The sequence below is a fragment of the Dactylosporangium siamense genome, assembly GCF_016862795.1.
Taxonomy (GTDB): domain Bacteria; phylum Actinomycetota; class Actinomycetes; order Mycobacteriales; family Micromonosporaceae; genus Dactylosporangium; species Dactylosporangium siamense.
Map to the genome: position 1 here is coordinate 35,864 of NZ_BONQ01000030.1, position 12,408 is coordinate 48,271.

11 protein-coding genes are annotated in these 12,408 nt (G+C 72.6%); 7 read left to right on the plus strand and 4 right to left on the minus strand.

Annotated features, from left to right (window positions below; translation table 11 throughout):
• The first annotated feature begins 126 nt into the window (after positions 1-126).
• On the plus strand, positions 127-2,535 hold the full coding sequence (locus Dsi01nite_RS10565) for a SpoIIE family protein phosphatase (RefSeq protein WP_203845898.1): 2,409 nt from the start codon (positions 127-129) through the stop codon (positions 2,533-2,535).
• Positions 2,536-2,617: 82 nt separating this feature from the next.
• Here Dsi01nite_RS10565 and Dsi01nite_RS10570 read toward each other — a convergent pair whose 3' ends face one another.
• Positions 2,618-3,019: a RidA family protein gene (locus tag Dsi01nite_RS10570; RefSeq protein ID WP_239135814.1), complete on the minus strand. Its 402-nt coding sequence runs from the start codon at positions 3,017-3,019 to the stop codon at positions 2,618-2,620.
• A 92-nt stretch (positions 3,020-3,111) separates the two neighbouring features.
• Between Dsi01nite_RS10570 and Dsi01nite_RS10575 the strand changes: the two genes are divergently transcribed.
• Positions 3,112-4,107, plus strand: coding sequence for a helix-turn-helix transcriptional regulator (locus Dsi01nite_RS10575; protein WP_203845899.1), 996 nt, complete (start codon positions 3,112-3,114; stop codon positions 4,105-4,107).
• 12 nt (positions 4,108-4,119) lie between these two features.
• Here Dsi01nite_RS10575 and Dsi01nite_RS10580 read toward each other — a convergent pair whose 3' ends face one another.
• Positions 4,120-4,677, minus strand: a complete 558-nt coding sequence (locus Dsi01nite_RS10580; RefSeq protein ID WP_203845900.1) for a hypothetical protein — start codon at positions 4,675-4,677, stop codon at positions 4,120-4,122.
• Positions 4,678-4,739: 62 nt separating this feature from the next.
• On the minus strand, positions 4,740-6,422 hold the full coding sequence (locus Dsi01nite_RS10585; RefSeq protein ID WP_203845901.1) for an MFS transporter: 1,683 nt from the start codon (positions 6,420-6,422) through the stop codon (positions 4,740-4,742).
• 134 nt (positions 6,423-6,556) lie between these two features.
• Here Dsi01nite_RS10585 and Dsi01nite_RS10590 point away from each other — a divergent pair, with 134 nt between their 5' ends.
• The 3 genes from Dsi01nite_RS10590 to Dsi01nite_RS10600 are packed head-to-tail and all read left to right on the plus strand — an operon-like array spanning position 6,557 to position 8,607.
• Positions 6,557-7,864, plus strand: coding sequence for an NtaA/DmoA family FMN-dependent monooxygenase (locus Dsi01nite_RS10590; RefSeq protein WP_203845902.1), 1,308 nt, complete (start codon positions 6,557-6,559; stop codon positions 7,862-7,864).
• Positions 7,865-7,902: 38 nt separating this feature from the next.
• Positions 7,903-8,112 carry a hypothetical protein gene (locus tag Dsi01nite_RS10595; RefSeq protein WP_203845903.1) on the plus strand — a complete coding sequence of 70 codons (210 nt, stop codon included), beginning with the start codon at positions 7,903-7,905 and terminating at the stop codon, positions 8,110-8,112.
• Positions 8,113-8,607, plus strand: coding sequence for a flavin reductase family protein (locus Dsi01nite_RS10600; RefSeq protein WP_203845904.1), 495 nt, complete (start codon positions 8,113-8,115; stop codon positions 8,605-8,607).
• Positions 8,608-8,613: 6 nt separating this feature from the next.
• Here Dsi01nite_RS10600 and Dsi01nite_RS10605 read toward each other — a convergent pair whose 3' ends face one another.
• Positions 8,614-9,126 (minus strand): hypothetical protein, encoded by a 513-nt coding sequence (locus tag Dsi01nite_RS10605; protein ID WP_203845905.1) that lies wholly within the window; start codon positions 9,124-9,126, stop codon positions 8,614-8,616.
• Between the two features lie 70 nt (positions 9,127-9,196).
• Here Dsi01nite_RS10605 and Dsi01nite_RS10610 point away from each other — a divergent pair, with 70 nt between their 5' ends.
• Together Dsi01nite_RS10610 and Dsi01nite_RS10615 are read left to right on the plus strand one after the other, a co-directional pair.
• Entirely contained in the window at positions 9,197-10,060 is an 864-nt protein-coding gene (locus Dsi01nite_RS10610; RefSeq protein WP_203845906.1) for a LysR family transcriptional regulator, read from the plus strand.
• A gap of 300 nt (positions 10,061-10,360) precedes the next feature.
• Positions 10,361-11,947, plus strand: coding sequence for a pectate lyase family protein (locus Dsi01nite_RS10615; protein ID WP_203845907.1), 1,587 nt, complete (start codon positions 10,361-10,363; stop codon positions 11,945-11,947).
• Positions 11,948-12,408 lie beyond the last annotated feature (461 nt).

Here is a 12,408-nt window from a genome sequence, read left to right on the forward strand (position 1 = left end):
ATCACCGCCACAGCACCGGATCCGGCACCCATACCGCACCCTGCGGGCGCTTGTGTTCGACGCCGATCGGGCGATGCGGGATTATGGCCGGACGCCATGGTGGCGCGCTGCGGAGGGAGTGGCTGGGTGGTCGACGACGCGCCGCTGCTGGCGATGCTCGACGACGACCGGCAGGGCTGGGTGCTGGCCCGCGCGGTGCGTGAGGACGGCGTGATGGTCGACTTCGAGCTGGTCTACATCAACGACGCCGGCTGCCGGTTCGTCGGCCGGCCCCGCGAGGAGCTGATCGGCCACCGGTACCGGCAGCTGTGGCCGGACACCGTCCACGACGGGACGCTGCCGCTCTATCGCACCGTGGTGGAGACCCGGGAACCGGTCACGCGCACGGTGTACTACGACCGGGCGACCCTGAGCGGGCACTTCGAGATGCGGATCAGCCCCTACGGCGACGGGTTCGGGGTGCGGTTCGTCGACCTGCGGCAGGTGACCGTCGCGCCGCAGTCCAGCGGCGGCACCCGGCTGTATGACGCCCTCGACGCCGCCTTCGACGGGTTCACGCTGCTGCGTGCGGTGACCGACGAGGCCGGCGCGATCGTCGATTTCGTCTGCGACTACGTCAACCAGCTCGGCGCGAAGCTCATCGGGCGCACCGCCGAGGAGGTCATCGGCCGGAAGCTCAGCGACATCTCCCCCAGTAGCTGGGACGACGGGCTGTTCGACCGGTACCGCGCGGTCGCGGCCACCGGCGAGCCGTGGCGCGAGCTGCGCACGTATCCGCGGATCGGGCAGGTGTGGGAGGTCAAGATAGCCCGGGCCGGTGGCGGCACCCTGGCCGTGGCCGTGTCGTTCCGGGAGGTCACCGACCAGGTCGGGCAGGAGCGGCACCTCGCGGCCGTCGCCGCGAAGGCCGAGCGGGCGGCCGCCCGCGCCACGGAGGCGGCGGCCCGGGCGACGGCGCTGCAGACCGCGACGACCGCCCTGGTCGCGGCGAGCACCACGGCCGAGGTGTATGCGGCGCTCGGCTCGGTGCTGCGCCCGTCCGCCGGTGGCCAGGGGCTGGCGCTGCTCCTGCTGCACGAGCGGCAGCTGCAGCTGCGCTACCACGACGGATACGAGCCCGAGGTGGTCCACCGTCTGCGGGAGCTGCCGCCGGACCATCCGTATCCGGCGACGGCCGTGGCCCGCACCGGGCACCCGCTGTTCCTGACGTCGCTCGCACAGTTCCGGGAGGCGCAGCCCGACCCGGTGACCGCGGTCCCGGCCGGTGCCCGGCAGGCGTGGGCGTTCCTGCCGTTGACGGTGGCCGGCGAGGTCCTCGGCACCCTCGTCGTCGGCTACCGGGACCCGCGCGACTTCGACTACGACGAGCAGGCCACGCTCATGGCCCTCGCCGGGCTCGGCGCCCAGGCGCTGCAGCGGGCGCTGCTCTTCGAGGCGCGCACCACGCTCGCCTCGGCGCTGCAGCGGGCGCTGCTGCCCGCCACCCTGCCGGACGTCCCGGCCATGCGCCACGCCGCCCGGTACCTGCCGTGGACGCACGGCGCCGAAGTCGGCGGCGACTGGTACGACATCATCGACCTCGGCGACGACGCCGTCGGCGTGGTCATCGGTGACGTCGCCGGGCACAGCGCGGCCGCGGCCGCGACCATGGGCCAGGTCCGCAACGCCCTGCGCGCCTACGCCACCGAGCGGCACAACCCGGCCAGCGTCGTGCACCACGTCAACCAGCTGCTGCTGGACATGCATCCGGACACCATCGCCACCTGCTGCTACCTGCAGCTGCACCTCACCGAGGGCACCGCGACGGCGGTCACCGCCGGTCACCCGCCGCCGATGCTGCGCACCGACGACGACGCCTGGTTGCTGCGGCTGCGACCCGGCCCGCCGCTCGGCGTGACCCCGGACGCCGTCTACCTCGACACGACGCTGCTGGTCCCGCCGGCGGCGACGCTGCTGCTCTACACCGACGGTCTGGTCGAGGACCGCCGGCACCCGATCGACCGGGGGCTGCGGGAGCTGCTCGCCGCCCTGCGCGACGCCCCGACCAGCGACCCCGCGCGCACGCTGGACCACCTCCTCGACAGCGGCGTCGGCCCGCAGCCCCGCAGCGACGACGTCGCCGTGCTCTGCCTGACCAGCGACGCCGCCCCCACCGGCCCGCCGGCCGCCCGGCGCCGCTTCCGTGGCGAGGCGATCAGCGCGTCCGCGGCCCGCCGGTTCGCCGCCGACGTCCTCACCGCGTGGGAGCAGCAGCCGCTCATCGACGACGCGCTGCTGCTCCTCGACGAGGTCATCACCAACGCCATCCAGCACACCGTCGGCGACGTGACCGTCCACCTGCGCCTGGAGGAGCACCTGCGGGTCACCGTCCACGACGCCAGCGTGCGGCCGCCGGAGCGCCGCCCGTCACCCGCCGATGACGACAGTGACAACGGCCGCGGCCTGCACATCATCGACCACCTCGCGGCCGCCTGGGGCTCCGAACCCGACCCGGCCGGCGGCAAACGCGTCTGGTTCGACCTGCGCCGCGTCTGAAGCCACGGCCGTCGTCACACCACGGCCGTCGTCACACCACGGCCGTCGTCACACCACGGCCGTCGTCACACCACGGCCGTCGTCACGCCACGGCGGTGCCTTCGAGCTCGACCAACTGGCCCGGGATCGCCAGCCGGGCCACCCCGAGCATCGTGGTGCTCGGCGCCACCCGAGCCGCGCCCAGTCGCGCCGCCAACACGCCGTAGTGCGGGAACAGCTGGTCGACATCGGTGGTGTAGACGTTGAGCCGCACGAGGTTGGCCAGCGACATGCCGGCCTCGCTGAGCACGGCCTCCAGGTTGTCGAGGCTCAGCGCCAGCTGGGCGGCGATGTCACCCTCGTGCTCGGGCTTGCCGTCGGGGCTCATCGAGGTCTGACCGGACAGGTACAGAGTCCGGGTGTGCCCGGAGACGACCTCTCCCTGGTTGAACCCCAGCTCCACCGACCACGTCCACGGGTTGACCGCCGCTCGTTCCACTGCCACTTTCGCTCCATTCGATAGGGCCGTCCCTGACCTCCATGAGCCTGCCAACAAATCACGACATCCTCCGTCACGTATTTCGGTAGAGTTCCCGGATGCGGGCCGATCGGTTGATCTCGTTGGTGTTGCTGCTCCGCCAGCGCGGCCGCCTGACCGCGGACACCCTCGCCCGCGAGCTGGAGGTGTCCACCCGCACGGTGCTGCGCGACATCGAGGCGTTGTCCTCGGCCGGCGTGCCCGTCTACGCCGAACGCGGCCGGCACGGCGGCTTCGCGTTGCTGCCCGGCTTCCAGACCGAGCTCACGGGGCTGAACCACGAGGAGGCCCTGGCCGTGCTGACCGCCGGGTCGAGGCGCGGCGAGCGGGTGTTCGGCCTCGGCTCGGCGCTCGCCTCGGCCGTGCGCAAGGTGGTCGACGCGCTGCCCGAGGGCCATCGGGCCACGGCGAGCGACGCGGCCCAGCGGTTGCTCATCGAGCCGGAGACCGACCTGCTGTCCCGCCGGCCGGTCACCGAGGAGGTGCCCGACACGACCATGATCGAGGTCCGGCGCGCGGTGCTCGCCGGGCACCGGCTCCGCATCCACTACGCGGCCACCGGCCAGCCGCCCCAGTGGCGCACGGTGGACCCGATCGGCCTGGTCACCGTGCGCGACCGGGGATACCTGCTGGCCAGGAGGTCAGGCGAGGACCGCACCTACCGGCTGTCGCGGATGCTGGCGGCCGAGGAGCTGCCCGAACCGGCCCAGCGGCCGAACCAGGTCGATCTGGACCAGGTCTGGCGGGAGCGCTGCGCGCAGTTCCTGTCCAGCGACCACATCGCCGTGCTGGTTCGGGTGCACCCGGCGCGTCGGGAGGACCTGCTGAGCACCGCGGTGGCCGTCCGTGCCGAGGAACCCGACGCGGACGGCTGGCTGCGGCTGGAGGTGACATACCAGGATCTCTGGCACGCCGAGTGGGCGTTGTGGCAGCTCGGCACCAGCGCGGAGGCCCTGACCCCGCAGTCGTTGCGCACGTCCCTGCACCATCGCGCCACGGCGGTCGCCACCCGCTACGGGCATCAGCCCGAAAGCCGTCACCTGTTGCCGAGCTGAGGGGTGCCCGCCTCAGTTGTGCCGGGCCGGGCGGTACCACGGCAGCACGGGACGGCCGGGTGCCGGCAGCAGGCCGTCGCCGGGCCAGAACGGGCCGCCGCGGGCGACGAAGTCGTGCACGCGGCCGGTCAGCTCGGCGACCTCCCGCTGCCGGTCGGCCGGGCCGAGCACGGTGCGCCCGCCGCCGGGGTGGATGACCGTGTGGATGGTCTCGGGGCCGTTGACGAGCACGCTGACGGCGCGGTCCGGCAGGCCGAGGTTCATCGCGTCGCAGCGCTGGGTGCGGGACAGGTGCACGACCGTGTCCACCACGTCCTCCCAGTCGCCGACCTCGCTCCAGCCCCGGCCGCCGTCCAGCTCGTAGGTCAGCGTCGACAGGGGCACCAGGCAGCCCTCGGTGCGGCCGGGGAACTCGGTCAGGCAGCGGTACATGTGACCGCCGTCGGGCTGCGGCACGGCCGGGTGCAGGAGGGTCAGCGCGTGCACGATCGTGCCGTTGATCGGCACCGGGTGCCGCGGCTCGTGGTAGGGCTCGTGGAGGGCGAGGAGGTGCACGTCGCGGACCGGCATCGCGCGAATCTATCGCGCGGCGTCAATCGCTGCGCCGCCGGCCTCCGGCCGGTGCAGCGGCGCTACCGTGCCGCGTCGATCGCCGTGTAGTCGGCCTCCGGCAGGCGCTGGACCGGGATGAGCCCCTCGACCCGGTCGTGCGTGAGGTGCAGCACCTGGTCGGCGTCGACCGCCGCGGCCAGGAGCATCGCGGTCGGCGTGGGGTCGGCGCCGGAGACCAGGATGACCGGGATCGTGCCGGCGTCGATCATCGCGGCGATCGCGGCCGTCTCGTGCGGGTGCGGCGGCGTCTCCGCGACGATGGACAGGATCGTGTGCTTCGGCAGGTGCTGGCGCAGGCCGGCGACGAGCGGCAGGCCGATGCCGGCCCGGCCGGACGGGGCCGGGTCGGCGCAGACGACGGCGAGCTCGTGCCGGGTGGCGAGGGCCGCGAGGACGGCGGTGATGTCGCCCAGATAGGCCCGGATCTGCGGCGCCGCGAGCGACACGACCGTGGTGGCGGACTGCGACGCGACGACCGCCGGCGCCGGGAACGCGACGGCGGCGCCGATCCAGCCGCGGCGGGCGCGGAGGCTGCGGGCGCCGACGATCGCGGCGCTGGCGAGGAGGATCAGCCCCATGGCATAGGAGCCGTCGCCGTCCCGGACCGCGGTCAGCAGCAGCGTCGGGAACAGGCCGACCGCGCTGCCGATGGCGCCGATCACGCCGGTGATGGTCCCGGCCTGGGCGGGCGGGGCGGTGCGGCCGATGAGGGCGAGCACGCTGCCGAACGCGGTGCCCAGCGCGACCGCGACACCGGCCAGGGCCGGTGTCGCGACCCAGACCAGCGGCGGGTCGAAGGCCAGGACCAGCAGCAGCGCCGCGAGGGTGGTGAAGCAGGTGCCGATCACGGTGGTGGGGGCGCGGTGTTGGCACAGCCAGCCGCCGAACGTCCCGGCGGCCGCGGCGACGCCCATGCCGGCCGCGGCGGCGAGCATGGCCGGGGTCCAGTCGATGCCGTACGTGCGGTGCAGGTATGCGGGCAGGTACAGGTCGACGGCGACGATGCCGCCGCACGAGACGCCGTACCAGACGGCGAGGTGACGGGTCACCGGCCGGCGCAGCAGCGCCGTCACCGCCGACCACGCCTCGGCCGGCCGGCGCTTCGGGCCGGGCCCGTCGCGCAGGACCGCGACGGCCAGGAGCGCGTAGGCGAGCAGCACACCGGCCAGGACCAGCAGGCCGGATTCCCGCTCGACGCGCAGCACCGCCCGGGCCGCGACGCCGGCGGCCGCGGCCAGGCACATGCCGGCGGCGAAGACGCTGAGCGCGGTCCCGCGGCGCCCCGGCGGGACGGCGCGCACGACCGCCGCGGCACCGGCCGGGAGGGCCGCGCCGGCGACGCCGATCACGCACGCCACGGCCACCAGCGCCGGCAGCCCGTCCACGGCGGCCAGCGCCAGCACGGCGAGCGCCGCGGCGAGGCTGACCGCGGGCAGCACGATCCTGGCGCCGAGCCGGTCGGCGAGCACACCGGCAGGGATCCGCACGAGGACGCCGACCAGGAGCGGGGCGATGCCGAGCAGGGCCCACGTCGCCGCGTCGAGCCCGTAGCGGTGGGCCAGCTGCGGGCCGATCGGGCCGATCAGCATCCAGGTCCAGTAGTGCAGCACGTATCCGGCGGCCGCCACCGCCAGCGTCCCGGCCGCCCTGGCCCTCGGCGGAGGCGCGTTCCCACCCGCGGGCTCCGCCCGTCGCATCAACATCCGCCCCAGACCCCCAACGCAACGCAGCTACTGATACTCAGCGTCCCCAACGACACAGGGACCTCAACGGTTACGCCGGGTGCTGTGACGGGCGGCATATTTCCATACTTTACCGGTAGGAATATGGTTCGGGAATGACGGCCCGTCCACCCCGCACGCTCGCCACGGTCACCGGCGCCGGCGGCCACCCCGGCACCTATGAACTGGCGCTCGATCCGGCCAGGTCCACCCTCGACACCGCGCGCCGGGTCGCCGAACTGGCCGAGGCGGCCAGGTTCGACGCGCTGTTCGTGCCCGACCTGCTCACCTTCGGCGCGCAGGGCACCATCGGCGCGCAGGAGCCGCTCGTGTACGTCGCCGCGCTGAGCCAGGTGACGACCCGGATCGGGCTGATCGCGACCGTCTCCACGACGTTCCACCACCCGTTCAACCTGGCCCGGCTGTTCGGCACGCTCGACCACGTGAGCAACGGCCGCGCCGCGTGGAACCTCGTCACATCCTCGATCGGCGAGGAGAACTTCGGCCCGGACGGCCTGCCCGGCCCGGAGGAGCGCTACGCCCGCGCGGCGGAGACCCTGGACATCGTCAACGCGCTCTGGGACAGCTGGGACCCCGACGCCCTGCGGCTCGGACCCGACGGCACGGCGATCCTCGATCGGGAGAAGGTGCGCCGGATCGAGCACGTCGGCAGGTTCTTCAGCGTCGCCGGTCCACTGAACATCCCGCCGCTGCCGCAGCGCCGGCCGGTGCAGATCCAGGCCGGGCAGTCCGCGGCGGGCATCGAGCTCGGCGCCCGATACGCCGAGGTGGTCTTCACCGCCCTGTCGACACTGCCGATCGCCCACGAGTTCACCGACCGGATCCGGGCCCGGGCCGCGACCTACGGCCGGCCGGCGGGGCTGCCGCTCATCTTCAGCTCGCTGCACGCCACGTTCGGCTCGACCGAGGCCGAGGCGCTGCGGCGGGTGCGCGACCGGCACGACGCGATCGACTTCGACGCCGGCCGGGCCCTCGTCGCCGACATGCTCGGCGGCGGGGTCGACCTGTCCGAGGCGAAGCTCGACGATCCGCTGCCGGAGAACCTGCTGCCCGACGTGTCGTCGGTGCACCGCCGCCGCGGCCGGGTCGAGATCTTCAGCGGTTACGCCCGCAGTGGGCACACGCTGCGTGAGCTCATCATCGCCGCCCAGGACACCGGGCACTGGGCCGAGGCCGGCACGCCCGAGCAGATCGCCGACGCGGTCGAGGAGCGGTTCCGGGCCGGCGTGCTCGACGTGCTGTCGATCGGCGGCCTGACGGATCCCCATGAGCACGACTTCGTCGTGCACGGCCTGCTGCACGAGCTGCGCAAGCGGCACATCGTCAAGGACGACTACCTCGGCCCCACCCTGCGTGACAACCTCGCGCTGCCACCCCTCCCGGGCCGGTCCGGCGAAAACTAATCCTATTGACATAGTAGGGTTTTTGATAGACTTGGTGCATGCAGCTGAGCCTTCACCTGCCGTTCCAGCTCGCCGTGACGCGGTCCCTGCACCACGCCGCGCGCCTCGCCGCCGCCGGCATCGGTGGGCTCGGCACAGACGTGCCGGACCCGCAGCTGTGGGCCGAGATGGCACCCGACCTCGCGCTGCGCCGGATCTCCCGGCAGGCCGAGGCGCACCACACCGCAGCAACGAAAGGCAGGTCCTAGATGGACACGCACACCGCACCGCACCCCGCCGACCTGCGCCGGGTCTTCGGCGCGTTCCCGACCGGCGTCACGGCCATCGCCGCGTTCGTCGACGGATCGCCGGTCGGGCTGGCCGCGAGCTCGTTCACGTCGGTGTCCCTCGATCCGCCGCTCGCCTCCGTCTGCATCGCCAGGACCTCGACGACCTGGCCGGTCCTGCGCCGGGCCGAGCGCCTCGGCGTCAGCGTCCTCAGCGCCGACCAGGAGCACCTGGGCCGCCAGCTGAGCTCCCGCACCGGCGACCGCTTCACCGGCGCCACCTGGCGGGCCAGCAACTTCGGCGAGATCCTGTTCGACGGCGCGTGCGCCTGGCTCGACTGCAGCATCGACCGCGAGCTGCCCGCCGGCGACCACGACATCGTCCTGCTGCGCATCCACGACCTGCACGCCGACCGCGGCGCCGAGCCGCTGGTGTTCCACCAGAGCAGCTTCGGCCGACTGCACCGGGCCGCCTGACCGTCTTTAGTGGTGCGCTACGCCCAGTGTGTGCAGGATCGCCGCCTCGGCGTCCGCCCAGGTCTCGGTGTGCCGGACCCATTCCGGCGCGGGTGCCGGCTGCCGGCCGAAGAGGTACCGGTGCGCCACCACGCCGCGCAGGGCCTGATGGACGTCGAGCTTGTCGTCGACGAAATGGGTGATCCCCAGCTGCGCGCAGTGCACGGCCTTGTCCGGCCGCTTGAGGCAGAAGCGGATGTGCTCGCGCGGGATGCCGGTCCGCGCTGCGAAGTCGTGGTGGTCGAGCCACTGCCGGGTGTGCCGCTGGACGCGCTCGCCACACTTGGAGACCAGCCACACCTGCTCGAAGCGCGGCACGAGCCGGGCCAGGGCCTCGAAGGCACCGGGCACGGCCGGGGTGGCCAGCATCCGGGCGGTGTCGCCGCTGAAGAACTGGGTGTCGCTGCTGCCGGGGACGACGCCCCCGCCGATGATGACCCGGCCGATGTCGACGCCGAGCCGGATCTGCTGTGTGTTCATGCCTCTCAGATTCGGCCACGGTACCGATAGTGCGGAACTATTCTTCTCACCGCCGCTATAGTCTGCGCCTATGGTGGTCTCCCCGGACGCGCTCGCCTCGTTCGCGGTGTTCGCCGACCATCTGAACTTCACCCACGCCGCCGCGCAGCTGCGCATCTCGCAACCCGCCCTGCACGTGAAAATCACGAAGCTGGCGCGGGAACTGGGGCGGCCGCTGTATCACCGTGCCGGCCGCCGCCTGGTGCTCACCGCGGACGGCGAGGCGGTGGCCCGGTTCGCCCGCGCGCACGACGAGCGGCTGGCGCAGTTCCTGACCGAGTTCGCCGGGCTCGCGCCGCAGCGACCGGTGGTGCTCGCCGCCGGGCAGGGCGCCTACCTGTACCTGCTCGGCGACACGATCCGGGCCGTCCTGGCCGACGAGCCGACCCGGCTGCGCCTCATCAACTGCGACCACCGGCAGATGCTGGCCGCCGTGCGCACCGGGCAGGCGCAGCTCGGGGTGAGCGTGCTCGACGTGCTGCCCGAGGACCTGACCACGGTGGAGCTGGCGACGTTCCCGCAGGTGCTGTTCGTGCCTGCCGGGCACCGGCTGGCACGGCGCCGCTCGGTGAGGTTGCGGGACCTGGCGGGTTCGCGGCTGGTCGTGCCACCGCAGCACCGGCCGCACAGAGTGCTGCTGGAGCAGGCGATGCGGGCGACCGGAGCCGAGTGGACGGTAGCGGTGGAGGCTGAGGGCTGGCCGCTGATCGCGCAGTTCGTCGCGCTCGGGGTGGGGCTCGCCGTGGTGAACGGGTGCGTGCCACCGCCGGCTGGGCTGGTCGCGCGGCCCGTGCAGGATCTGCCGCCGGTCACGTATCACCTGGTGCATCAGCCGGCGGCGCTGACCGATCCGCGGGTGGCGAGCCTGCTGGAGCGGATCCTGTCGCGCGGCTGAAAGTTTCACCGCCCGCCCGGTCGCCCCCCGCCGCTCGGTCCTGCCCGGCCGCTCGGTCCCGCCCGGCTGCTCGGTCCCGCTCCGCCGGCCGGTCGTCCCCTGCCGGCCGGGCCTGCCTCACCGCTCGGCCCTGCCCGCCGGCCGGTCTGGCTCGCTGCGGCGGGAATCCTGCAACAAACCTGCACATCATTGCCCTTGTCGGCGAGGAAAGCGCTTTCCTAGAATCGGGTTCCGTCGATGCAGATCAGCGCCGCTCCCCCGCCTGGGAACCGCCCTCCTGACTGCGCACCGGAGGTTTTCATGAGCCCAACAACCCTGCGCGTCCGACGGCACGCGCTGCGCGCCTCGGTCGCCGCCCTCGCCACGACCGTCGTCGGCGCCGCGATCGGCGTCGCCCTGTCCACCACCGAGGCGTCCGCCGCGACCGGCGGCGTCACCGGCTACGCCACCCAGAACGGCGGCACGACCGGCGGCGCCGGCGGGCAGACGGTCCGCGCCACCACCGGCACCGCCATCCACACCGCGCTGTGCAACCGGGCCAGCAGCAGCACCCCGATCATCATCCAGGTCGAGGGCACCATCAACCACGGCAACACGACCAAGGTCTCGGGCTCCAGCTGCAACACCGCCGCCGACAAGATCGAGCTCAAGGAGATCAGCAACGTCACGATCATCGGCGTCGGCGGCGGCGCGGTCTTCGACCAGCTGGGCATCCACATCCGCGACTCGAGCAACATCATCATCCAGAACGTGACGGTCCGGAACGTGAAGAAGTCCGGCTCCCCCACGTCGAACGGCGGCGACGCCATCGGCATGGAGAGCACCGTGCGCAACGTCTGGGTCGACCACGCGTCACTCGAGGCGTCCGGCGGCGAGTCCGCGGGCTACGACGGCCTGTTCGACCTCAAGGACGACGTGCAGTACGTGACGCTCTCCTACAGCACGTTGAAGAACTCCGGGCGCGGCGGCCTCATCGGCTCCAGCGAGAGCGACCGCGGCAACAGCTTCATCACGTTCCACCACAACAGCTACACCAACATCGACTCCCGCACGCCACTGCTGCGTGGCGGCATCGCACACATCTACAACAACTCCTACGTCAGCCTCAACGAGTCCGGCATCAACTCCCGCGCCGGCGCCCGTGCGCGCATCGACAACAACTACTTCAAGAACTCCAAGGACGTCATCGGTACGTTCTACACCAGCGAAGCCGGATACTGGCAGGTCAGCGGCAACATCTTCGACAACGTGACCTGGTCGGCGAAGGGCACCGACAACAACCCCGCTGGCCCGAACCCGACGTCGAACACCAGCGTCAGCATCCCCTACTCCTTCGCCCTCGACCCGGCCAGCTGCGTGCCCGACGTCGTCAGCCGCACCGCCGGAGCCAACAAGGGCCTGCAGGTGTCCGACGGCAGCTGCACCCCGACCAGCCCCACCGGTGGCCCGACGTCCTCCTCGCCCCGCCCCTCCTCACCCGGCCCGTCCTCGCCGGCCCCGTCCTCGCCCGGCCCGACGTCCGGCGGCACCAACCTCAGCATCGGCGCCGGCTCCGACGGCTCCAGCAAGGCCAGCGGCACCAGCTACGGCGACGTCCGCGACGGCAACCTGAGCACGTACTGGTCCCCGAACGGCACCACCGGGTCCATCTCCATCAAGTGGGGCTCCGCCACCTCCGTCTCCCGGATCAACATCCGTGAGGCCTCGGGGGCCACCGGCCTCATCCGCAACTGGCGCGTCCTCAACGGCGACACCGGCGCGGTCCTCGCCTCCGGCACCGGCGCGGGCGTCATCACCTTCTCCAGCACCTCGACGAAGAAGGTGACCTTCGAGATCACCACCGCAACGGGCACGCCGCGGGTGGCAGAGTTCGAGACCTACGCCTGAGGTTTCCGATCCCGGCGAGGTTTTCCGGTCCGGTGGGCGGGGACACTGTCCCCGCCCACCGGCTTTGCCGTCACGACCGGCTTTGCCGTCACGACCGGCTTTGCCGTCACCACCGGCCTTGCCGTCACGACCGGCTTTGCCGTCACCACCGGCCTTGCCGTCACCACCGGCCTTGCGGTCACCACAGTGGCGCCTGGTCCGGATGCCGGACGATCCGGTGCCGCGCCGCTTCCTCGGCCTCTTCCCCCACCCACGACTCGGGTCCCAGCCCGCACGGTTCAGCACCCGCACCCGTGGACCGATCCCAGGTCGACGGCCGCCCTGCAGCATTGGCGGGGCGGTCAACGCGACTCACCCGCTCGCCCCCGTCCGCACCGGCGCCCACCTCGAAACGCAGCCAACCCGTCGAATGCCCCACCCTCCCCATGATCAAGATTTCGCATCCTCAAGTCCTGACTGTT